The organism is Klebsiella sp. CD33 (assembly GCF_051992865.1).
Lineage (GTDB): Bacteria > Pseudomonadota > Gammaproteobacteria > Enterobacterales > Enterobacteriaceae > Klebsiella > Klebsiella pneumoniae.
In genome coordinates this window covers 4,448,137-4,469,489 of record NZ_CP197023.1, presented here as the reverse complement: position 1 = coordinate 4,469,489, position 21,353 = coordinate 4,448,137, and the positions used below count along the sequence as shown (strand labels likewise).

Genomic DNA, 21,353 nt, shown 5'->3' with positions numbered 1-21,353 from the left:
AAAAGTGTGATATCGGCACCAGAGTGAATAAATAAATCGGTGCCACTGGGTTCGCTATGCCTTTTTTCAGGCATGGTTCCTGTTAACTCATAATATTCAGCGGCACGAATATTATTTATTACGTCTGGATGTGAGCCATGAATAATATGTCATTTATGATTTGGTTTTCCGTTTATGCCTGCGCGATGATTACCTTAGGCTGGTACGTTTCGCGCAAACAGAAAACCGGCGAAGACTTTTTACTTGGCGGTCGTTCGCTGCCGATGATCCTCACTCTCGGTTCGACGGTCGGCACCATGGTGGGGACCGGCTCCAGCGTCGGCGCCGTCGGCTTTGGCTACAGCAACGGCTGGGCCGGGATGCTTTACGGCCTCGGCGGCGCGGTGGGGATCCTGCTGGTGGCATGGTTATTCGCACCGGTACGTAAACTTCGCTTCATGACCATGAGTGAAGAAATGTCGTATTACACCGGCGGCAGTAAAATTATTAAAAACCTCGTCGCGATACTTATTTTTATTGCCTCTATCGGCTGGCTGGGGGCGCATATATTAGGCGGCGGATTATATCTGGCGTGGGCCAGCGGCATTGATATTAATGTCGCGAAAATTATTATCGCGCTGGCTTTTGTGGTTTATGTCGGTATCGGCGGCTATTCCGCGGTGGTGTGGATCGATACCATTCAATCGATCGTGCTGTTCGTGGGCTTTATTTTAATGGCGATACTGGCGGTTCATCACGTTGGCGGCTGGAGCCATATTCAGCAGGCCGTCGATCCGGCGGCGCAAAGCCTGTTCGCGGTCGATAAATTAGGCGTGCTGCCGGCGCTATCATTGGCGATGGTGATCGGCGTCGGCGTGCTGGCGACGCCTTCTTATCGCCAGCGTATTTACTCAGCGAAGACCGTCTCTTCGGTACGCCACTCTTTCACGATTACCGGCCTGCTGTATCTGGGATTCTCCTTCCTGCCGGCGATCATCGGTATGGCGGTATGGACCATGAACCCGCAGTTGGAGAACAGCGGCTTCGCCTTCTTGTTTGCCACCCAGGTGCTGCCGCCGGTGCTGGCGATGGCGATCCTGATTGCCGGCATGTCGGCCAATATGTCTTCCGGCAGCTCTGATGCCATCGCCGCGGTGTCCATTATGCTGCGCGACCTCTACACCCTGGTGACCGGCCATATGCCCGCGCCGGAGAAAGCGATTCGCCTGTCGCGGATCTTCCTGGTTCTGGTGATTGCGCTGGCGCTGCTGTTTGCCCTGACCTCCAACGACATCATCAGCTACATCACCAAAATGATCTCGATGATTATGTCCGGGATGTTTATCTGCACCATGCTTGGCCGTTTCTGGACACGCTTTAACTGGCAGGGCGCGGTCGCCGCGCTGGCCGGCGGCGCCGGGGCATCGGTTGCGGTGCTGGTGGATAGCGACTGGCTGGCGTTCTGGGGCAACCCGTGTATTCCGGCGGTGCTGACGAGCCTGGTGGCCTCGGTTGTGGTGACGTTACTGACCCCGGCCAGCAGCATGAGCCGCGAGCAGGCGCTGGAGATGATTACCCGCGAGCGTGAAAGCCGCCCAACGCCGCCGCCGCTGCCGATTGGCAAACGTCATACCTCACGCGGGTAAGGGGCAATCATGAACGAGTATATTGCCGTCGATTGGGGCTCCACCCAGCTGCGGGCATGGCGGATGCGTGATGGCGAATGCATCGACAAGCTGAAACTGCCCTGCGGCGTCACGCGTCTGAACGGGCAGCGCGCCGAAGCGGTATTTCAGCAGCAGCTGGCGCCGTGGCGCGGCGACCCCGCGCTGCCGGTGGTGATGGCGGGCATGATCGGCAGCGATGCCGGTTGGCAACCGGTGCCTTATCTGGCCTGCCCGCTGGCGCTGGAGGCACTCAACGGTCAGTTATATGAGGTGGCGGAAAAAGTGTGGATCGTGCCGGGGCTGAAAGTGGCGCAGGCTGCAGATTACGACGTAATGCGCGGTGAAGAAACGCAGCTGCTGGGCGCCTGGCAACTGATGCCCGCGGAGTGTTACGTGATGCCCGGCACCCACTGCAAATGGGTGCAGGTGCAAAACGGCGTGGTGCGCCAGTTCGCCACGGCGATGACCGGCGAACTGCATCACCTGCTGCTTAACCATTCGCTGCTCGGCCAGCAACTGCCTGCGCAGTTGCCGGATGAAGCCTCTTTCGCCCTCGGTATAGAAAAAGGGTTAAATCAGCCGGCGTTATTGTCCGGGCTTTTTAGCGCCCGCGCCGCGCGGGTGTTAGGCGCGCTGGCGGCGACTTCGGTGAGCGATTATCTCTCCGGGCTGTTGATTGGCGCGGAGGTGGCGACATTCAGCGAACGCTATCGCGCCAGCCGCGTGGTGCTGGTTGGTGAGCACTCGCTCAACGCCCGTTATCAGCAGGCGATGGCGGCGCGTGGGTTAGCCGTTTCCTGTTGCTCCGGCGAGGCGGCGTTTCTTTCGGGTATAGCGAGGATGATTGATGGACAAGATTAAGCTGGTGGCGATTTTACGCGGCATTCAACCCGCTGAGGCGGCAGATCATATTGAGACGCTAATAAATGCAGGCTTTCGCTATATCGAAATCCCGCTCAACTCGCCGGACTGGCAGCAAAGTATTCCGGCGATGGTGCGTCAGTTTGGCGAGCGGGCGATGATTGGCGCGGGAACGGTGCTGAAGGTTGAACAGGTTGATTTTCTCGCTGAAGCCGGGGCGAAACTTATCGTGACGCCCAATACGGCCCCGGCGGTGATCCGCCGCGCGGTAGATAAGGGGATGCTGGTGTGCGCCGGCTGCGCGACGGCCTCCGAGGCGTTTAGCGCGCTGGATGCCGGGGCGCAATGGCTGAAAATCTTTCCGTCATCAGCATTCGGCGCGGACTATATTCGCGCGCTGAAAGCGGTGTTGCCGCCGGAGGTTCCGGTGCTGGCGGTCGGCGGCGTGACGCCGGAAAGTCTGGCGACCTGGATACAGGCGGGGTGCGCCGGTGCCGGTCTGGGCAGCGATCTTTATCGCGCCGGACAGGCCGTGGAACGTACCCGCGAGCAGGCGGAGAGGTTTATCTCCGCCAGTAAAAGTTAGTCCTCCAGCGGCTGCCGATCGACGCCGCCGCGGTGGCTGTCGAGCGCCAGCTTAATACGGCGTAATTTGCCTTTTGCCTGGGTTTTGTTGGCCATCGCCAGTTCGGTGGCCAGCACATCGACCATCGCCAGCATCGCGTAACGGGAAGTGCTGGGCTTAAAGATATAGTCGTTTTCCCGTACCAGCAGCGGTAGCACCAGATCCGCCTGTTCAGCCAGCGGCGTTCCGGCGGGGGTAATCGCAATAACCTTCGCGCCGTACTGGCTGGCAATCGCCGCGCTCTCGATGATTTCCCGGGTATAGCCGCCCAGAGACAGCACGATCACCACATCCTGCGGCGTCACCGCCGAGCTCATCATGCGTACCAGCAGACCATCGCTCTGGCTGACTACCGGCAGACCGAGGCGAAACAGGCGATACTGAATTTCCTGAGCGCAGATGGTCGAACCGCCGCCCATCCCCAGGGCGAGGATCTGCCGCGCATCGCTCAGCCAGCTCACCGCGCGCTTCAGCGCCTCGATATCCAGCGCCCGCCGGTTGGTCTCCAGTACGCTGATGATTGACTCATAGATCCCCTGGACGCCTTCGAGATCCGGAACATCGAGGATAAACCGCTGGCCGACCGCAAGAGATTGCGCAAGCTTCATCTTCAGCTCGCGGACGTCTTTACAGCCGAGCGCCCGGGCAAAACGGGTGACCGAAGCCTGGCTGGTTTGCGTCAGACGCGCTATCTCGGCGATGGGCAGCTCCGCCGCCGCCGCGACATCATCGAGAATAAACTGCGCGATGCGTTTTTCGGTCGCCGTGAGTTCCACAAAGCGATCGGTTATGCAGGAAATAATATCGATTGACCAGGACATACGGTAACAACGGGTAAGTTTTGAATGGTACTTTGTACCATATTGCGCCGCTGAAATCAGTGCTGAAGTCTACAACGCCAGGCGCATGGCGCAGCGCGACTCGGGCGGCAGGCCGTGCCGGGTCTCCTGTTCCCTTTTTGCCGCCAGCCCGGCGGGCAGGGTCAGCTCATCGAGCATGGCGAATCCCAGACGGGTATAAAACGGCGCATTCCACGGCACCTCGCGGAAGGTGGTGAGGGTTACCGCCGGGTAGCCCATCTGCCGTGCGCTCTCAATAACCCGCTCCAGCAGCATCCGGCCGATGCCCTGTTGCTGCCAGGCCTGGTGGACGGCGACTTCGACGATAAATAACGCATCGTCGAGCGGTTCGGTCAGAATAAAGCCAACGGGTTGCCCGGCGGCTACCGCCAGCAGGCTATGCTCCGTTTCCAGATAATCATGATGGCGCGCAACGCTAATCACCTCGCTGTCCGCCAGCCAGGCGAGAGAAGGGATCTGGCGAAATGCCTGGGCGGCAGAACGTTCAATGGCGGGCAGAAGGGCGATATCGCTCTCCTGAGTCAGGCGTAATACGGCACCGGCAGTTATAGTGTTAGTTTTCATCACCTCAGCATAGCAGCCTTCGGGAGAAAAGTATGGAGCTGACCGCCGTTCCCGCCACGCAGTTCAGCAGCGTGCAGTTAACGGATATTCTCAACGCCTGTTTTGAAGCCTACCTGGTGCCTGTTACCCAGTCGGTAGAGGGATTTGTTCAGCGTTTTAGCGCCGAGGGGATGAGCCTGGTCGATTCCCGCGTCTGGCTGGCCGGAGATGAACCGGCGGCGATCGCGATCGTCGCGCGCCGGGGGAGTGCCGCTCGCCTGGCGGCCTTTGCCCTGCGCCCGGCCTGGCGCGGCAAAGGCCTGGGCCGGAAACTGATGCAGGAGCTGCTGATGCTTTTGCAACAGCAGGGGATCGAGACGGTATTCCTGGAGGTGATCCGCGATAACCATGCGGCCGTCGCGCTGTATCAGTCGCTGGGCTTTACGCGACGCTATGGGCTCTGCGGCTACCTGAGTACAGAACTTCTGCCCCCGGTGCCGGGCGTATTGCAGCTTTATCCCACCCTGTCCCTGCTTCGGCGCGCCATTGAGGAGAGTAACAGCCAGCTTCCCTGGCTGCTGGATCCGCTTACCTTCGCCACTCTGCCATGTCAGGTCGTGACGCTGGAACATCGCGCCTTCGCGGTTCTAACGACGGCGGGCTCGCGCCCTGTACTGTCGTTTTTGTGGGTGGAGCCCGCCGCCCGCCGCCAGGGGCTGGCGCGTGAGCTGCTGATGGCGCTGGCGCAGCAGTTCCCGGGCATTGGTACTTCGGTGACGGTCCCGGAAACTTTTACGCCGCTGTTTGCCGCGGCCGGATATACGCCGCTCTCGCTGCAGCAGTATGAAATGACGATGGATCTGGCCGACGCGTAGTCGGCTTAGCCAGGAGTGTGCGCTGGACCGCAAAAAACAGCATGGGCCGTCGATAAGCCTCTCTTTTCCCGCATCATATCCCTTCGTAATGGCGAAGAGGGGGATGCGATGCGTAAAACGGAACTGTTGGCTTTTTTGCAAAATCAGACCGATTTTTTCGATCCGGATAACCTGAGCGAGGTCTTTACCGCCAGCTGGCTGGCCCGGCGTTTCGCGATGCAAAGAAATACCGCCAGCCATTATCTCAATCAGCTGGTCGCTCAGGACGTGCTGGTGAAAATCAACACCCGGCCGGTCTATTTTCTGCATAAAAAAGCCTTTTGCCAGCAGTTCTACCCGCTTTCCCGCAGTGAGTATGCCAGCATGGCGGAGTTACTCGCGGAGAGCGACCGCCAGCCGGAGCAGGCGGACCATTTTTCGTTGCTGACCGGGCATGACGGCAGCCTGCGTAAACCGATTGAGCAGATGAAAACCGCGCTGTTTTATCCTAACGGCGGGCTACCGCTGCTGATCACCGGCGACAGCGGGACCGGCAAAAGCTATATGGCTGAGCTGATGCATGAGTTTGCCATCGCCCAGGGGCTGCTGGCGCCCGATGCTCCCTTTGTGAGCTTTAACTGCGCGCAGTATGCGAGTAATCCGGAGCTGCTGGCCGCCAACCTGTTTGGCTACGTCAAAGGCGCGTTTACCGGTGCGCAGAGCGATAAAGCGGGGGCGTTTGAGGCGGCAAACGGCGGGATGCTGTTTCTCGATGAGGTCCATCGCCTGGATGCTCAGGGACAGGAGAAGCTGTTCACCTGGCTGGATCGTAAGGAGATCTACCGGGTGGGGGAGACCGCGCAAGGCTTGCCGATTTCGCTGCGGTTGGTGTTTGCCACCACCGAAGATATTCACAGCACTTTTCTCACCACCTTCCTGCGCCGAATTCCGATCCTGGTTAGCTTGCCCGATCTTCAACACCGTAGCCGCGAGGAGAAGGAGGCGCTAACGCTACAGTTTTTCTGGCAGGAGGCGCGCACGCTTGCCGCCCGGCTGCAACTAACGCCGCGATTGTTGCAGGTCCTGACGCAGTATGTTTATCGGGGCAACGTCGGCGAGCTGAAGAATGTGGTGAAGTACGCCGTGGCGTCAGCGTGGGCCAGGTCTCCGGGCCGCGAAATGTTGACCGTGACGCTGCACGATCTGCCGGAAAATGTCATGGCCGCGACGCCAGCGCTCAGCGAAGCGATGGGCCAGCAGGAGCCGCTGCTGATCGAGCCGCAGACCAGCCTGGTCTGGCTGCTGCGCGCGCGCGACCCGGTACAGGGGCTGATCTATGACGTTCAGTGTCGGGTTCTGGCGCAGTATGAAGCGGTGCTGAATAAAAAAACGGTCTGGGAAGAGGCGCAAAGGAGCATGGGGGAAGAGATTGAAACCCTCTTCGATCGGTTGATCTTTGATAATCATGACTCCAGTAGCTCGCAGATGCTGCTGCTGATCGCTCATCAGGTTCGGGAGGAGTATTATCGCCTGGAAAAGCGCTTCAATATCCAGTTTAACGGCAACTGCCTCTACGCGCTGAGCCACTACCTGATCCACCGATCCCGACAGGCGCAGTCCACGATAAACAATGAAAAAGCCCGCCAGCTGGAGGACTTCCTGGTACAGAAGTTTCCGCTGCTGTATCGCTTTTGCGAAGCGATCCTCGGTGCGTTGACGCTGAAGCTGGATATTGAACCCCAGCGTATCGACCTGCTGCTGTTAGTGCTGTGGTTCCACAAGAATGGCGCCATCAGCCAGCAGCAGGTGACCCGGGCGATAATTCTCGCTCACGGTTACGCTACCGCCAGCAGCATCGCCAACGTGGCGAACCGCTTGCTGAAAAGCCAGCTCTTTGAGTCATTCGATATGCCGCTGGACGTGACGCCGGAGGCTATCGCTAACCAGGTGATGGCCTACATAGAGAGCCATGCCCTGGCATCAGGATTGATAATCCTGGTCGACATGGGATCGCTGAACGCCATTCACCGCCATTTTAATCGTCGCCTGAGTACGCCGATGGCGATCATCAACAATGTCTCCACCGGTATGGCGATGTACGTCGGGGAGCGCATTTTGCAGGGCGTTATGCTGGAAGATATCGTCCGCGAGATCGGCGATGACCTTGCGGTTGAGCACCAGCTCTATTACCCGCAAACCGATAAGCCGCGGGCGATTTTAACCACCTGCGCGACCGGTCTGGGCGCGGCGGCGAATCTGTCGGCGCTGTTAAAAGCCAGCATTCCTGAAGCGCTTGGCATTGATATTGTGGCCTGCGATGTGGAGACCCTTGCCGATCCCGCGCGACGGGAGCCGATGCTAAGCCGCTATGAGGTGTTGGCGATCGTCGGCACCCTGGATCCGCATCTTGCCGATCTACCCTGGATCTCGCTGGATTCGCTGATCTCTGGCGAAGGGAGTCGTCCGCTGATGCGCATTTTTGGCGAACTGGCGACGGCGGAGCAGGTCAGCGAGATCAACAACCTGATCCTGAAAAACTTTTCGCTGCGCCGGGTGATCGAGTCGGTGACGATCCTCGATACGGCTAAGGTGATCAACCAGGTTGAGCAGTTTTTGCTGCGCTATGAGCATCTGGCCGGGCGCGATGTACCTAACGATCGTAAGGTCGCGCTGTATGTGCATATAAGCTGTTTGATAGAGCGATTAATTCGTCACGCTTCCCCAGCCCAATACACTGGAGGGCAGTGTCCGGATCGCGAGCTGGCTACGCTACGCGAGGCCTTTAGTGTCATAGAGAGCGGGTATAGTGTCAAAATTCCCGTTGTAGAGCTCTGCTACATTCACGATATCCTGACGCGGGAAACGGAATTTATTCAGGAAGATCAAGACTTTTAACACATCTCTTCTTTTTTATCCTTACGTTAGCCGACGCGCCACTGTTTCTGGCACGTCGGTTGCAATTAAGAAAGCAGTGGAATGCGCTTTCGAGGTAAGGATGAAACGACACTATATTTTTGCCAGCCATGGCAGCTTTGCTAACGGTTTGTTGAACTCCGTGGAACTGATCCTCGGTAAACAACCCGATATACATACCTTGTGTGCCTACGTGGAAGAAGAGGCCGATCTGACGCAGCAGGTGGAAGCGCTAATGGCGCGTTTCCCGGCGCAGGATGAGCTGATCGTAATTACGGATATTTTTGCCGGTAGCGTGAATAACGAGTTTGTTCGTTTTTTATCTCGCCCACATTTCCATTTATTATCCGGTTTAAATCTGCCGTTAATTATTGACTTGCTGATTTCCGCAGCGGAAGACAATACCGAAAAATTAATTACCGAGGCATTAACAAACGCCAAAGAGAGCATTCAGTACTGCAATCAAACGATTGCCAGCGCGATGACTATGGATAAAGACTTCTGAAATGAGGAAGCATGATGATTACATTATTAAGGGTAGACCATCGATTACTTCACGGCCAGGTGGCCTTTTCCTGGACCCAATATGTCGGCGCCGATTGTATTTTAATCGCCAACGATAGCGTCCCTGGCGATGAGCTGCGGAAAACCACCATTAAGCTTGCCAAACCGCCCTCGGTGAAGCTGGTGATTAAAAATATAAATGATTCTATTGAGGCAATAAAAAGCGGGGTTACCGATAAATATAATTTATTTATTGTTGTGGAGTCGGTTAATGACGCCTGGCGTATTGCCAGCGCCATCGACGAAATAAAAAGCATAAATCTTGGCGGAATAAAGGCTAAAGAGGGCAGTAAAAATATCTCTAAGGCGATTAATTTACTGCCGACAGAAATAGAACAGCTACAACAACTGGTGGGCAAGGGCGTCGAAGTGGAGATTCGCCAGGTCCCGAACGATCGCAAACAGCTTTTTGCGGAATGCGTGTAATTCCGGAGGACAGATTATGGTAGAGGCTCTCTTACTGGGTCTGGTGGCGTTTATCGCGCAATCGGAATATGCCTTAGGGACGTCGCTAATTTCACGGCCTATCGTCACCGGGCTGCTGACCGGGCTGGTGCTGGGGGATGTACAGACCGGCGTCATTATGGGCGCGACGCTGGAGCTGGCGTTTATCGGCTCTTTCTCCGTTGGCGCCTCGATCCCGCCCGACGTCGTGACCGGCGGTATTCTCGGCGTGGCGTTCGCCATTACCTCTGGCGCAGGCACAGAAACGGCGTTGCTGCTTGGCCTGCCTATCGCCACGCTGACTTTGATCCTGAAAAACATCTATCTGGGGATGTTCATTCCAATGCTTAGCCAGAAGGCGGACGGGTATGCGGAACGGGCGGATCTCCGCGGCATTGAGCGGATGCATTTGATTGCCGGATTCGGCCTGTCGCTGATGCTTGCCGCGGTGGTCACCGTCTCATTCCTGGTGGGCAGCAACGCGGTGAAATCCCTGCTCGATACGATCCCGGAATTTATCAAACATGGGCTCAGCGTCGCCACCGGCATCATCCCGGCCCTCGGCTTCGCGATGCTCGCCAGGCTGCTGATTAACAAGAAAGTGGCGCCGTATTTTTTCCTCGGTTTTGTGCTGATGGCCTATTTGAAAATCCCGGTGACCGGTATCGCCATTCTCGGCGCCATCGTGGCGGTGGTCATGGTTAACGTCACCGCATTGAATTCACCTCGTATCACGACAGAACAAGGAGTCAGCGATGACGACGAAGATGATTTCTGAAGAGACCCTGCAGCCGCAGGCGCAGGAAGAAACCCGGATTACGCCGCGCGATTTACGCCGGGTGTTCTGGCGCTCTTTCCAGATGGAGTTCTCGTGGAACTATGAGCGGCAGATGAATCTCGCCTTTGTTTACGCGTTGATCCCGGTGCTGAAGAAGCTCTATCCGCGCAGAGAGGAGCTGGCCGCAGCGCTGAAGCGGCATCTGGTTTTTTTCAATACCACGCCGCATATCGTCACCCTGCTGCTGGGGATCACCACGGCGATGGAAGAGAAAAACAGTCAGCAGAAAAACATGGATGCCACTGCGATTGATAACGTCAAAGCCTCACTGATGGGACCGTTAGCCGGGCTGGGTGACTCTTTCTTCTGGGGGACGCTGCGCCTCATCGCCACCGGGATCGGCACCAGCCTGGCGCTGAAGGGCAACATCCTCGGGCCGATCCTGTTTCTGCTGGTGTTTAACGTGCCGCACATTCTGGTGCGCTGGTGTTTTACCCGCTGGGGCTACGTACTGGGCACCGGGGTCCTGCAGCGGATCCAGAAGAGCGGAATGATGGAGAGCCTGACCTACGGGGCGTCGATTATCGGTCTGATGGTAGTCGGGGCGATGACCGCTTCAATGATCGATATCACCATTCCTCTCTCCTTCGGCGCCGGGGAGGCCAAAACCCAGGTACAGGACATTATCAACGACATTCTGCCCTGCATGCTGCCGTTGGTGAGTTTTGGCATCGTCTACTGGCTACTGGGACGGAAAGTTAAACCGCTCTCAATTATTGGCGGCATGGCGCTGGTGGGCATTCTGGGTTCGTGGATCGGATTGTTTTAACGGGAGTGAGCTATGCGACCAACAATGATGACATATATCAGTGAAGAGCCGGCCTGCCTGGCGCAGATCCTGCGCGACTACCGGCAAAAGCTGGCGCCGATTGAAACCTTCGTCCGCCAGCACCCGGTACGGCGGATATTATTGCTCGCGACCGGATCGTCGCTGAATGCCGCGCTGTGCGCGCGCTATTTCTTTGAGCAACGCTTCGGTGTGCTGCTTGACATTAAAGAGCCGTACAACTTCACCCATTACGACGCGATCGACCCGCATGCCGATCTGGTGGTGGCGATTTCACAGAGTGGAAAAAGCGCGTCGACGCTGGAGGCGATGCGTAAGGTACAGGCTTCCGGCAAGTCGGTTTTCGCCCTGACCTCAGATCCGCAAAGCCCGATAGGATGCGCCAGCGATGGCGTTCTGGATATTAATACCGGGATCGAGAGCGTAGGGTTTGTGACCCGCGGCTTTAGCGCGACGGTGCTCAACCTGTTGCTGATAGCGCTGATCATTGCTCGTAAGCAGGAGAAAGCCAGCGAGGTTGAGGAGCAGCACTATCTCGCTGAATTGCAGCGGCTGGTAGCGGCGATCCCGGAGGTTATCGTCCGTACCTCGCGCTTTATTGACCGCCATAGCGAAACGCTGCGCAGCGGCGAGCGCTTTGTCGCCACCGGCTACGGCGCGCTGGTTGGCGTGGCGAAGGAGTTCGAAACCAAATTTACCGAGACGGTGCGCGTGCCTTCCAGCGGCTTTGAGCTGGAAGCCTATATGCATGGCCCCTATCTGGAAGCCAATGCCCGCCATGTGATGCTGTTTATTGAAGATACGCCGGACGCGCGAACCCGGGCGCTGCGCGACTATCTGGCGCCGTCCATTGGCCGGGCCTTTACCCTGACGCTGGGTGACGATGAGGATGCTCAAACGCTGGCGCTAAACTGTCCGTGCGAGCATCACCTGGCGCCTCTGCTGCTGATTGTCCCAGTGCAGATGCTCGCCTGGCATACCGCAGGACTGAAAGGCATCGATCTGGCTAAACGTATTTTCGACGATTTTGACCGCGTCTTAAAAAGTAAAATCTGAATATTCAGGAGAAAACTATGTTGGGTTTTAATCAGGACGAGTACCTGACCAGTGCTCGCGAGATCATCGCTGCGCGTAAACAGGCTGAAACCGTAGCCGACGATATTTATGACAGCGGCTGTAGCGCATTATTTTTTGCTTCGGTAGGTGGTTCCCTGGCGCCGATGATGGCAATTAATGAATTTGCCAAAGAATTAACCAGCGTGCCGGTATATCTTGAACAGGCCGCGGAGTTAATCCATCGCGGACATAAAAAATTAAATAAAGATGCGGTTGTCGTTACGTTATCTAAATCCGGCGATACCAAAGAGTCGGTCGCCATTGCCGAATGGTGCAAGGCACAGGGGATCCGCGTGGTGGCTATTACTCGTCACGCCGACTCGCCATTGGCTGCCGCCGCCAGCTGGCATATTCCAATGTGCCACAAAAATGGCGTGGAATATGAATATATGCTGCTGTACTGTTTATTCTTCCGCGTCATTTTTCGTCACGGCGAGTTTGCTGATTATGCGCGATTTGCCAGCCAGCTCGAGTTACTGCCGGAAAATCTCCTGCAGGCGAAACGCCAGTTCGATCCCCGAGCGGATAGCATTGCCGCGCAATACCATGACTGCGACTATATGATGTGGATTGGTGGCGCGGAAATGTGGGGTGAGGTCTATCTGTTCTCAATGTGTATTCTCGAAGAGATGCAGTGGAAGCGGACGAAGTCGGTGAGCTCCGCTGAATTTTTCCACGGCACCCTGGAGCTGCTGGAAAAAGAGGTTCCGCTGTTTCTGGTGAAAGGCGAGGGGAGATGCCGGGCGCTGGACGAACGCGTCGAGCGTTTTGCCGAAAAAATAACTGACCATCTGGTGGTTATCGACCCGCGCGACTATCCGCTGAACGGCATTGATGACGCGTTCCGCTGGATTATGGCGCCGTGCGTGGTGTCCACCCTGCTGGTGGACCGGCTGGCGGCCCACTTTGAACACCATACCGGCCACGACCTCAATATCCGCCGTTACTACCGGCAGTTTGATTACTAAGCCGTGTTGATGGCGGCCAGCCGGGCTGGCCGCCATGCTATTCTCCGAGGCGCTTCCCAGAAAATTGTCGTCAAACCCAACCGGGTAAAAACCGGTGATAGAGTCCGGCTTACCTTCTCTTTCAGGCAAGCGGATGGCCATGAAAAAACGGATGACCTCGACGCCGCACGATGCGGTCTTTAAGCGATTTCTTCGTCACCCGGAGACAGCGACTGATTTCCTCACCCTCTACCTTCCCGAAGCGATCCGTCAGCGGTGCGATTTCTCTACCCTGAGGCTGCAATCGGCGAGCTTTATCGATGAGGATCTGCGCGCCTGGTATTCAGATGTCCTCTGGTCGGTGCAGACCACCTGCGGCACGGGGTATGTTTACGTGGTGATAGAGCACCAGAGCTCATCGGATAGCCATATGGCCTTTCGCCTGATGCGCTATGCGATTGCCGCAATGCAGCGCCACCTGGATGCCGGGTACAAAACGCTGCCGCTGGTGGTGCCGATGCTTTTTTATCACGGTGCAACCAGTCCGTATCCTTTTTCCCTCAACTGGCTGGATGAATTTGCCGACCCGCAGCTGGCGAAGACGCTGTATGGCTGTCCGTTTCCATTGATCGACGTGACGGTGATGCCGGACGATGACATCGTGCAACATCGGCGAGTCGCCTTGCTGGAGCTGATGCAAAAACATATTCGCCAGCGCGATCTCAGCGGCATAACGGAGTCGTTGGCGGCCGTTGTGATGCTGGGATACACTAACCGTCGGCAGTTGAGAATGCTGTTTCACTATATGCTGCAGTACGGTAATACGGCCGAGCCGGGCGTGTTTCTCCGCCGGCTGGCCCGCCGTCTGCCACAGTATGAGGAGACATTGATGTCTATCGCGCAAAAGCTTAAGCAGGAAGGTCGGCAACAAGGCCGACTGGAAGGCCGGGAAGAAGGGCACCTGGAGGGCTTGCAGGAAGGCAGCCGACGCGAGGCGCTGCGCATTGCCGGCAGTATGTTACAGAATGGCCTCGACAAAGAGATGGTACAGAAGATCACCGGACTGTCGGCTGATGAACTACAGCCGCTGTGTGGTTAACGTCCTGCCACGACAACCGCTGCCCGGCGCGAAAATTCGCCGGGCAGGATTGCGTTAGCCTTCGCTTTTCACCACTTTGATCTCCACCATGCCGATCCCCAACTGACGCGGGGAGTGGCCGAGGATATTGCCCTCGTTAGTGGTTTGCGGGTCCGGCGGGGTGATGATCAGCGTGTTGCTGCGCGTTGGGTTGTCAAAATGCAGCGTCGTGGTAGTCACGTCATTATCCAGAGTGAGCACTTGCTCACTTTCTCCAACTCGCACCGGAATCGGCTTATTGGCGTTTGGGCCATAAGCTTTGGCGGTAATCACCAGATCAAATTTCTCCGGCAGCGGCTCTTTATATTCAATCTTCACGTCGCTGCCCAACTGAGCATTGGACCACCGCCCCCACGACTCGGGACGCGAAATACCGCTGAACTGTTTAACCTCTTCCGGGGCGCCAGCGACGTTAAACACGAAGCTGTCGGCCTTATAGCGAATATCGTTGTCGACAATTTTCAGCGTATCGACGTTGCCCTTATAGCGCTCCATATCGATAAGGGTGTCCCTGAAGGCGGTCTTGCCGTGCCACTGCGGCTTATCAACGTGCTGGACCTTCTGCTCACCCCCCAGCTGTCCCTGCGAGACGCACCAGTCGGTGGAGAGCGCCAGCTCAGGCGACCACAGCTGGCCCATTTTATAACAGCGATCGACCCACACGAAATTATCCCGTGGCGCGAAATCGGCCAGCTGGAAGCGCAGCGGCGCAGAGTATTCACTCTCCGGCAGCGGTTCTACGCGCTGGTCAGATACCCGCAGCAGCAGCGGCAGACGGAAATGGCTGCCGGAGAAAGCGATCATATTTTTCTGCGAGTCGATGGTGAAATTCTTCATTTCTTTGGGGAAATTCCACAGGCGGATCACGTCAGGCTTCCATGCCAGTACTTTCTCTTTCATATTCATGAAAATACCGGAGAGCGACTGGCCGGAGAGGCTGCTACGCCCGAGGCCGATATAGTTATCGCCGCCGAGAATATCCAGCACCGTCGCGCCGTTATCCATGGTGTTGCGTTTCACCGCCAGGGTCTCCTGCTGCGGTTTATCGCCGCGCAGGACGAAGAACAGATTGCTGCGATCGTGCTTGTTGAGATAATCCCAGGCGCTGTTCTTCATGGCCAGGTGATCGGAAGAGACCACGATGACCGTGTTTTTGAAATAGGGTGAGGCTTTAATCTTTTCTATCAGCGCGGCGATATGTTCCTGACTGCAGCTAACGGCGCTGAAAGAGAGGTTTTTCTTGCCGTCCACATCATAGCGTTTACGCTCGCAGGTGCGTGAGATAAAACCGTCGGGATGGTGGGTATCCACCGTCAGGGCGAAGAGCGAGAAGCGTTTCCCGGACTGCGACAGCTCTTCGAATTTTTTCCAGGTCTCGTCGAGCACAGTGTCGTCATAGAAGCCCCAGTCGTTGCGGTAGGTAGGATCCGCCACCGTAGTTTTTAGCTCTTCCGCCCCGTACAGGTGATCGAAGCCGTGGGATTTAAGAAACACGTCTTTGCCGGCAAAGCGCAGGTTAGCCCCCTGCACAAAGTAATTCTCGTAACCGGAGTTCTTCAGAATATCGCCAAGGCAAATATTCTGTGGAAAGAAGCTGGAGACTGAGGCTGAGGCATTACCTTCGAACGGCGCGAACAGCGGAATGCCGCACTGTGAGGCGACCATGCCGGCGATAGTGTAATCGGTCCCCGGCAGCTGCATGGTATTGCTGAAATCAATGGCCTCATCTTTAATTCTGCCAAGCTCAGGGGTGAGGTTGGGGAAGGCGTCGTTATCAAAATAGGTGCGCTCGAGACTTTCGCCATAGATATAGACCAGGTTCAGCTGCGGATTGTCGATTTGCTTCGACGGCTCTTTATAGTACGCGGCAAAGTCTGGATCGCCCTCGCGTGACTGGGATTTCACCAGCTCGCTGATCTGATGGAAGGCCGGGCTGGCATCAACGGAGGCCAGCGCCAGCAGTAGCGCCGCCAGGCTGTAACCGACGTGATGAGGATGATGCCGACGGCGGCGCAGCACCCAGCCGAGGGCGCCAAAGACGGCGACCAGTGCGACGGCCACGCCGACCCCCGGCAGTATATATTTGCCGATCCCGGCGCCGGTCAGGCTGTTGGTCAGAGTGTAGAGTACCGCGTCGTTGATGCCGTCGCCGGTGAAGTAGTCACTGGCGTAGAGGGTGATATTCAGCACCACGAACAGGCCTAACACCGTGAGCGTGGCGGCAAACCACCAGGTGTTACGACCCGCTTTCCAGGCATACAGCACCACCGAAGCTAAAAATAAGGCGATGGATAACAACTCTGACACAGCTCATCCTCATTAATGCCAGTTATCGGCTGGCAGAACAGATTACTTTTCAAGCCCCACTGTAATTGCAGCGCCATCTTGCTGCAATTCTAGCGTCATGAAAGTGTGCAGTTATTCAGAATTGGTTTAGAAGTTGCCTTTTTTGATCGGCATCGCATCGGGCGAAATGGGAAAACGGAACAGGAAAACTGCAAAAAAAGCGTTTCAGGCCGCGGCGGCGCCGCGAAGGCAACAAATGCGGCCTTGTCAGTCAGGATCAGGAGAGGAAATTAACACCCTGTTTTAAGACCAGATCGCAGGCTTTGGTTTTTACCTGTTTCGCCAGCGAGCTATTGCCGAGCGTATTCAGGTCCAACTGCTGGCCGTTTTTGCTGTTGAGCAGCCCCTGCAGGCCATCCAGATAGCTGGTGTCCTGTTTTTGTTTTTCCGGCGTGCTAAGCCCCAGTTTATCCAGCACCTGATTTTTGACGTTATCGGCGCTGGTCACGGAGGCCAGCTTCTGTTTCGCGCAATATGACAGGATCCCGGCCGCATTATTCATGCTGCTGGCGGTCAGGGATTGGCTGCTGCCGTTGAGCAGGCTGGTTAGCGAGGAGACGGACATGCCGCCGCTGGCCTGGGCGTTACTGCCGCTGAGCTGGCTGGCAGCGCTGTTAAGGGAATCCTGCCAGGAGGCGGCGTGGGCGCCAGAGAGGGTAAACGCGCTAACGGCAAGCGCGGCAACAACGCTATTTTTAAACGATTTCATAGACGGACTCATAAGCGTGACTGAATAATCGCTTTAGTATAACGCCGTCGTCGCCCGGAAATCTCTTAATACTCCTTGCCTGTAACGCGGTGCCGGTAACTTTCCCAATTGAAGATAACCCACAGGCTGTTGCCGAGCCGCATACGGTCCATCACCCGCTCGCCGAGCAGTTTGTTCATCTCTTCCATATTGCTGTTGGTGAGCATCCCGGTAGGTCGTTTGGAGGATGAGCGCCGGTCAACTATCTGATTGATAATGACCTTTTCATAGCGAGACTCCGTCTGCATACCAATTTCATCGATCACCAGCAGGTCGACCATGCTGAGGTCGTTAAGCAACTGTTCTTCGCTCGTTTCCCGGTTGCCGAAGGTATCTTTCATCGCCGACATAATATCGGCCACGGTGATGATTAAGACCGACTTCCCGCGCAGCAGCAGCTCGTTGCAAATGGCTGCCGCCAGGTGGTTTTTGCCAGTGCCCGGTTTACCGGAGAAGATAAAGCTGGCGATATTGCCATCGAACTCTTCCACGTACTGGCGCGCCCGGGCGAGCGCATTCATCTGCCCCTCGCACTCGACGCGATAGTTATCAAAGGAGCAGTTCTGATGCAGCGGGCGGATCCCCGAGCGGTTGAAGGTGCGCTGCATTTTCATCGCGCGATTCTCTCGCTCCAGCGCTTCGGAACGCAGCCGGCCTTGCTCTTTTTGCCAGGCCAGCAGCTCTTCGCCGGTTTTAAACGCCGGTTCAATATGTGCCGGCATCATTTTCTGCAGGCGTTTCATCAGGTCGCCAACGTTTTTCATGCTCATCCTCGGAAACCTCGCGGAATATGGCTGTCGGGTTCGCTAACGCTGTTCACATCGCGCTTCGGCTGTCCGCCGTTGCTGGCGCGGCTGATTTGCACGCTACGCGCCAGCTTCTGCTGCCACTGCACGTGGTGAAAGACTTTACCTTCCGCCTGCCAGTAAGCGACGAAAGCGGCCAGCTCTTCAGGGGTAACCGGCTGGCTCAGGGCAATGCCCCACAGCGCGGCCAGGCGCTGAAAATCGGCGTCAGGCTGCCATCCGGCGTACATAGCAAATTTGCCCATCGGCACCGCAACCGGCGCCGCGGCGGGCTCCTCGAAAAACTGCGGGTCAAGCGCGATGTCGCTGCCGGGGCGCGCCAGCCTGGCTTCCAGCTCCAGCAGTTGCGCCAGCCGCGCTGGCGTCAGCGCATAGAATGCCGGCGCGTTATTGGCAAAAACGGCAACGGTGCCGTCAGTCGATTTTGCCAGCAGCGCCGCGTGCTGCTGGAGGAACTCTTCCAGGCCGCTAAAATGGGAGGTTAAAATTCGCGAAGACATAACTCTATCTCAACTCTGAACTGCAAAGAGTGGGGTGATCTGTACATAGTAGCACAGAGGCCATCGCGGAAGGAGCGTCGCGGATTAACCGCGACGTCGGGGTTAGACGCGAGGACGCTTACGATACAGCCACAGGCCGGGTATCGACAGGCCAATCGAAAGGGCGCCCACAATCGAAGAGGCCTTTAAAAAATTGCTCAGCAGCAAAATCATCATCTCTTCCGAATAGCCAAAATGACTGATTTTTACCGCGGAAATCATCGCCGTGTAGGCTGAGATGCCAGGAAACATCGGGATCACGGCGGCGACGGTAAAAATCTTCGGATGCGCCAGATACCAGCGCGACCATTGAATGCCAATGCTGCCCACCAGCAGAGCGGCGAGAAAGGTGGCCCATTCAATGTTAAAACCGGCGCTCATCATGATCATACGCGAGCCATGGCCAATCGCCCCCAGCAGCGCGCACCAGCGCAGAGCGCGCTGAGGGACATTAAAGACCATCGCAAACCCGACGGCGGGGATCGCCGCCAGCAGCATGTCTTCCGCCAGCGCAAAAATAAATGAGATTATGCCCATCCGCGCAGCCCCCATACGGTCATGGCCATCACCACGCCAATGCAGGTGGCGAGGGTTAGCAGGCTGGCGATCGCCCAGCGGGCGAGTCCGGTATTGATATGCCCTTTAAACATATCGGCGACGGCATTGATTAATGGAAAACCCGGGACCAGCAGCAGAACGCTGGCGGCCATGGCAATGGTCGGCGTGCTGGCAAACGCTGGGAGGCGCAGCAGCAGCCCGGAGATGGTGGTGGCGACAAAGGCGGTGATGCAGAAGTTGATCTGCGGATGCATGGAGCGATGGGTCAGCACCTGGCGAATGTACATGGCTACCGTGCTGGCGCAGAAGCTGACCAGCGCTCCATCCCAACCGCCGTTATTCAGTTTGCAGAAACAGGCGCAGGAAAGACCCACCATCAGCACCAGCAGCCAGCGCGGATAGCGCAGGGGAACGATCTGCGCAAAACGCTTCTCGACGTCGCGATAGTCCAGCAGCTTATGCTCGGCGAGGATCACAATGTGCTGCACTTCCGTCACCACATGCATATTAATGCCGCGATCGACATTTTTGCGCGTAGAGGTAAGACATTCGCCATTTTTAATGGTGGTCAGGACGATGGCATTCGAAGAGATGGCGCTTTCAACGCTGTCCATCCCCAACGCCAGCCCGAGACGTGTTGACAGTTCCTCCACCAGCGCACTCTCGGCGCCGTGCTGTAACAGAAAAAGACCACACTGGATGCATAAACGTGTGATTGCCCGCTGCTGTGTCCGATCAACCTGCATACTTCCTCTATTGTCCACGACGCCTGGTATCTGCCGATACTTTAACCTGAAGCGCAGTGGCGGCTGAGGGGGGTGGGATCAAATAATGTGCAAAAATTCCCGGTCTGCGGGGCGGCAGAATTTGAAGCATCCCACACTTTTGCCAGTTTGGTGAAAAGTGCAATTTTTGTCGCCATTCATCCCTTCTTTTTCCCCACTGACTTATCAAAAATGCAGAAAAGCACTTTTATTAAACAAAAATTATACAAATAATTAACCCTGCAAGAGTGAGACATCCCTATGAAGACACAGGTCGCGATTATTGGCGCGGGCCCCTCCGGGCTGCTGCTGGGGCAGTTGCTGCACAACGCCGGGATCCATACCGTGATCCTTGAGCGTCAAACGCCGCAGTATGTGCTGGGGCGCATCCGCGCGGGAATTCTGGAAAGCGGTACCGTTGATCTGCTGCGCGAAGCGGGCGTGGCGCAGCGGATGGATGCCGAAGGCCTGGTGCATCATGGGGTGGAGTTTCTGTTTGACGGCCAGCGGGTGCCCGTCGCACTGAGCGAGCTAACCGACGGTAAGAGCGTAATGGTTTATGGCCAGACCGAAGTCACCCGCGATCTGATGGCTGCCCGGGCCGCCAGCGGCGCGCCGATCGTCTATGGCGTGAGCGAGGTGGCTATCCATGACGCCAAAAGCGACCGGCCGACGATCACCTACCTCAGCGAAGGGGAAACCTGCCGTCTGGAGTGCGATTTTATTGCCGGTTGCGACGGTTTCCTCGGCGTATCGCGGCAAAGTATTCCAGCTGGCATTTTGCAGACCTACGAGAGCGTGTGGCCGTTTGGCTGGCTAGGCCTGCTGGCGGATACGCCGCCGGTCAATCCGGAGCTTATTTATGCGCACCATCAGCGGGGGTTTGTATTGTGCAGTCAACGCTCACTGACTCGCAGCCGCTATTATCTGCAGGTTCCGCTGAGCGATAAGGTTGAAGCATGGTCGGACGAGCGCTTCTGGCAGGAGCTGAAAAGCCGCTTGCCGGAGGAGCTGGCATCCAGGTTAGTGACTGGTCACTCACTTGAGAAGAGCATTGCCCCCCTGCGTAGCTTCGTCGTGGAGCCGATGCAATATGGGCGGTTGTTCCTGGTGGGGGATGCGGCGCATATCGTTCCGCCAACCGGGGCGAAAGGATTAAATCTGGCGGCATCGGACGTGAACTATCTGTGGCGGATTCTGCGCGAATACTACCATCGTGGCCGCAGCGATCTGCTGGCGGCCTACTCGCAACTGGCGCTGGATCGGGTCTGGAAAGGGGAACGCTTTAGCTGGTTTATGACCCGCCTGCTGCATGATTTTCCGGATCAGAACGCGTTCGACGCTAAAATGCAGGCCGCCGACCGCCGCTACTATCTGGGCTCGCGCGCCGGGCTGACCACCATCGCGGAAAACTACGTGGGCTTGCCCATGGAGCGTGTCGCCTGAATTAAGAGGA

At 56.8% G+C, this 21,353-nt stretch carries 21 protein-coding genes; 13 read left to right on the top strand and 8 right to left on the bottom strand.

Going from position 1 to position 21,353, the window contains the following annotated elements; all coding sequences use genetic code 11:
• The first annotated feature begins 137 nt into the window (after positions 1-137).
• From ACR809_RS21910 to ACR809_RS21900, 3 genes are read left to right on the top strand one after another with little or no spacing between them, the layout of a single operon-like run.
• Positions 138-1,625, top strand: a complete 1,488-nt coding sequence (locus tag ACR809_RS21910) for a sodium:solute symporter family protein (RefSeq protein WP_004182852.1) — start codon at positions 138-140, stop codon at positions 1,623-1,625.
• Between the two features lie 9 nt (positions 1,626-1,634).
• On the top strand, positions 1,635-2,507 hold the full coding sequence (locus ACR809_RS21905) for a 2-dehydro-3-deoxygalactonokinase (RefSeq protein ID WP_020805197.1): 873 nt from the start codon (positions 1,635-1,637) through the stop codon (positions 2,505-2,507).
• Positions 2,494-3,093, top strand: a complete 600-nt coding sequence (locus tag ACR809_RS21900; RefSeq protein ID WP_004178521.1) for a 2-dehydro-3-deoxy-6-phosphogalactonate aldolase — start codon at positions 2,494-2,496, stop codon at positions 3,091-3,093. Before ACR809_RS21905 ends, ACR809_RS21900 begins: the two co-directional genes overlap by 14 nt.
• Here the strand turns inward: ACR809_RS21900 and ACR809_RS21895 are convergent.
• Together ACR809_RS21895 and ACR809_RS21890 are read right to left on the bottom strand one after the other, a co-directional pair.
• Entirely contained in the window at positions 3,090-3,953 is an 864-nt protein-coding gene (locus ACR809_RS21895; protein ID WP_122051566.1) for a MurR/RpiR family transcriptional regulator, read from the bottom strand. The genes ACR809_RS21900 and ACR809_RS21895 overlap by 4 nt on opposite strands.
• 69 nt (positions 3,954-4,022) lie before the next feature.
• Positions 4,023-4,556, bottom strand: coding sequence for a GNAT family N-acetyltransferase (locus ACR809_RS21890; RefSeq protein WP_002887560.1), 534 nt, complete (start codon positions 4,554-4,556; stop codon positions 4,023-4,025).
• A gap of 32 nt (positions 4,557-4,588) precedes the next feature.
• On the opposite strand from ACR809_RS21890, the gene ACR809_RS21885 reads away from it, so the two are divergent.
• From ACR809_RS21885 to ACR809_RS21845, 9 genes are all read left to right on the top strand, one after another.
• Positions 4,589-5,410 (top strand): GNAT family N-acetyltransferase, encoded by an 822-nt coding sequence (locus ACR809_RS21885; protein WP_020805211.1) that lies wholly within the window; start codon positions 4,589-4,591, stop codon positions 5,408-5,410.
• A gap of 108 nt (positions 5,411-5,518) precedes the next feature.
• Entirely contained in the window at positions 5,519-8,284 is a 2,766-nt protein-coding gene (locus ACR809_RS21880; protein WP_020323858.1) for a sigma 54-interacting transcriptional regulator, read from the top strand.
• Between the two features lie 100 nt (positions 8,285-8,384).
• On the top strand, positions 8,385-8,807 hold the full coding sequence (locus ACR809_RS21875; protein ID WP_004178528.1) for a PTS sugar transporter subunit IIA: 423 nt from the start codon (positions 8,385-8,387) through the stop codon (positions 8,805-8,807).
• 14 nt (positions 8,808-8,821) lie between these two features.
• Entirely contained in the window at positions 8,822-9,292 is a 471-nt protein-coding gene (locus ACR809_RS21870; RefSeq protein WP_002887607.1) for a PTS sugar transporter subunit IIB, read from the top strand.
• Positions 9,293-9,308: 16 nt separating this feature from the next.
• Positions 9,309-10,088 carry a PTS mannose/fructose/sorbose/N-acetylgalactosamine transporter subunit IIC gene (locus ACR809_RS21865; RefSeq protein WP_002887608.1) on the top strand — a complete coding sequence of 260 codons (780 nt, stop codon included), beginning with the start codon at positions 9,309-9,311 and terminating at the stop codon, positions 10,086-10,088.
• Positions 10,066-10,917 (top strand): PTS system mannose/fructose/sorbose family transporter subunit IID, encoded by an 852-nt coding sequence (locus ACR809_RS21860; RefSeq protein WP_004146068.1) that lies wholly within the window; start codon positions 10,066-10,068, stop codon positions 10,915-10,917. The genes ACR809_RS21865 and ACR809_RS21860 overlap by 23 nt, the downstream gene beginning before the upstream one ends.
• Positions 10,918-10,929: 12 nt before the next feature.
• Positions 10,930-11,991: an SIS domain-containing protein gene (locus tag ACR809_RS21855; protein ID WP_023313925.1), complete on the top strand. Its 1,062-nt coding sequence runs from the start codon at positions 10,930-10,932 to the stop codon at positions 11,989-11,991.
• 17 nt (positions 11,992-12,008) lie between these two features.
• The gene (locus tag ACR809_RS21850; protein WP_162992560.1) at positions 12,009-13,019 is read left to right on the top strand and encodes an SIS domain-containing protein; all 1,011 of its coding nucleotides are present in this window, start codon (positions 12,009-12,011) and stop codon (positions 13,017-13,019) included.
• A gap of 133 nt (positions 13,020-13,152) precedes the next feature.
• Positions 13,153-14,097: an Rpn family recombination-promoting nuclease/putative transposase gene (locus ACR809_RS21845; protein ID WP_072277568.1), complete on the top strand. Its 945-nt coding sequence runs from the start codon at positions 13,153-13,155 to the stop codon at positions 14,095-14,097.
• A 54-nt stretch (positions 14,098-14,151) separates the two neighbouring features.
• Here ACR809_RS21845 and opgB read toward each other — a convergent pair whose 3' ends face one another.
• The 6 genes from opgB to ACR809_RS21815 form a co-directional block, all read right to left on the bottom strand.
• Entirely contained in the window at positions 14,152-16,443 is a 2,292-nt protein-coding gene (gene opgB / locus ACR809_RS21840) for a phosphatidylglycerol--membrane-oligosaccharide glycerophosphotransferase (protein WP_002887618.1), read from the bottom strand.
• 256 nt (positions 16,444-16,699) lie between these two features.
• The gene (locus tag ACR809_RS21835) at positions 16,700-17,191 is read right to left on the bottom strand and encodes a DUF2501 domain-containing protein (RefSeq protein WP_004177504.1); all 492 of its coding nucleotides are present in this window, start codon (positions 17,189-17,191) and stop codon (positions 16,700-16,702) included.
• Between the two features lie 65 nt (positions 17,192-17,256).
• A complete protein-coding gene (dnaC, locus tag ACR809_RS21830) occupies positions 17,257-17,994 on the bottom strand; it encodes a DNA replication protein DnaC (protein ID WP_002887623.1) in 738 nt (245 codons plus the stop codon).
• A gap of 2 nt (positions 17,995-17,996) precedes the next feature.
• A complete protein-coding gene (gene dnaT, locus ACR809_RS21825; protein ID WP_002887624.1) occupies positions 17,997-18,536 on the bottom strand; it encodes a primosomal protein DnaT in 540 nt (179 codons plus the stop codon).
• Between the two features lie 102 nt (positions 18,537-18,638).
• Entirely contained in the window at positions 18,639-19,112 is a 474-nt protein-coding gene (locus tag ACR809_RS21820) for a threonine/serine exporter (RefSeq protein ID WP_002887631.1), read from the bottom strand.
• Positions 19,103-19,879, bottom strand: a complete 777-nt coding sequence (locus tag ACR809_RS21815; protein WP_004146059.1) for a threonine/serine ThrE exporter family protein — start codon at positions 19,877-19,879, stop codon at positions 19,103-19,105. Before ACR809_RS21815 ends, ACR809_RS21820 begins: the two co-directional genes overlap by 10 nt.
• 279 nt (positions 19,880-20,158) lie before the next feature.
• Here ACR809_RS21815 and pobA point away from each other — a divergent pair, with 279 nt between their 5' ends.
• Positions 20,159-21,343, top strand: coding sequence for a 4-hydroxybenzoate 3-monooxygenase (gene pobA, locus ACR809_RS21810; protein ID WP_122051564.1), 1,185 nt, complete (start codon positions 20,159-20,161; stop codon positions 21,341-21,343).
• The last annotated feature ends 10 nt before the right edge of the window (positions 21,344-21,353 follow it).

What these genes read in the sequence shown, in the direction of transcription:
- ACR809_RS21910 (WP_004182852.1), top strand. Translation starts at nt 138, where the DNA reads ATGAATAATATGTCATTTATGATTTGGTTTTCCGTTTATGCCTGCGCG.
- ACR809_RS21905 (WP_020805197.1), top strand. Translation starts at nt 1,635, where the DNA reads ATGAACGAGTATATTGCCGTCGATTGGGGCTCCACCCAGCTGCGGGCA.
- ACR809_RS21900 (WP_004178521.1), top strand. Translation starts at nt 2,494, where the DNA reads ATGGACAAGATTAAGCTGGTGGCGATTTTACGCGGCATTCAACCCGCT.
- ACR809_RS21895 (WP_122051566.1), bottom strand. Translation starts at nt 3,953, where the DNA reads ATGTCCTGGTCAATCGATATTATTTCCTGCATAACCGATCGCTTTGTG.
- ACR809_RS21890 (WP_002887560.1), bottom strand. Translation starts at nt 4,556, where the DNA reads ATGAAAACTAACACTATAACTGCCGGTGCCGTATTACGCCTGACTCAG.
- ACR809_RS21885 (WP_020805211.1), top strand. Translation starts at nt 4,589, where the DNA reads ATGGAGCTGACCGCCGTTCCCGCCACGCAGTTCAGCAGCGTGCAGTTA.
- ACR809_RS21880 (WP_020323858.1), top strand. Translation starts at nt 5,519, where the DNA reads ATGCGTAAAACGGAACTGTTGGCTTTTTTGCAAAATCAGACCGATTTT.
- ACR809_RS21875 (WP_004178528.1), top strand. Translation starts at nt 8,385, where the DNA reads ATGAAACGACACTATATTTTTGCCAGCCATGGCAGCTTTGCTAACGGT.
- ACR809_RS21870 (WP_002887607.1), top strand. Translation starts at nt 8,822, where the DNA reads ATGATTACATTATTAAGGGTAGACCATCGATTACTTCACGGCCAGGTG.
- ACR809_RS21865 (WP_002887608.1), top strand. Translation starts at nt 9,309, where the DNA reads ATGGTAGAGGCTCTCTTACTGGGTCTGGTGGCGTTTATCGCGCAATCG.
- ACR809_RS21860 (WP_004146068.1), top strand. Translation starts at nt 10,066, where the DNA reads ATGACGACGAAGATGATTTCTGAAGAGACCCTGCAGCCGCAGGCGCAG.
- ACR809_RS21855 (WP_023313925.1), top strand. Translation starts at nt 10,930, where the DNA reads ATGCGACCAACAATGATGACATATATCAGTGAAGAGCCGGCCTGCCTG.
- ACR809_RS21850 (WP_162992560.1), top strand. Translation starts at nt 12,009, where the DNA reads ATGTTGGGTTTTAATCAGGACGAGTACCTGACCAGTGCTCGCGAGATC.
- ACR809_RS21845 (WP_072277568.1), top strand. Translation starts at nt 13,153, where the DNA reads ATGGCCATGAAAAAACGGATGACCTCGACGCCGCACGATGCGGTCTTT.
- ACR809_RS21835 (WP_004177504.1), bottom strand. Translation starts at nt 17,191, where the DNA reads ATGAAATCGTTTAAAAATAGCGTTGTTGCCGCGCTTGCCGTTAGCGCG.
- dnaC (WP_002887623.1), bottom strand. Translation starts at nt 17,994, where the DNA reads ATGAAAAACGTTGGCGACCTGATGAAACGCCTGCAGAAAATGATGCCG.
- dnaT (WP_002887624.1), bottom strand. Translation starts at nt 18,536, where the DNA reads ATGTCTTCGCGAATTTTAACCTCCCATTTTAGCGGCCTGGAAGAGTTC.
- ACR809_RS21820 (WP_002887631.1), bottom strand. Translation starts at nt 19,112, where the DNA reads ATGGGCATAATCTCATTTATTTTTGCGCTGGCGGAAGACATGCTGCTG.
- ACR809_RS21815 (WP_004146059.1), bottom strand. Translation starts at nt 19,879, where the DNA reads ATGCAGGTTGATCGGACACAGCAGCGGGCAATCACACGTTTATGCATC.
- pobA (WP_122051564.1), top strand. Translation starts at nt 20,159, where the DNA reads ATGAAGACACAGGTCGCGATTATTGGCGCGGGCCCCTCCGGGCTGCTG.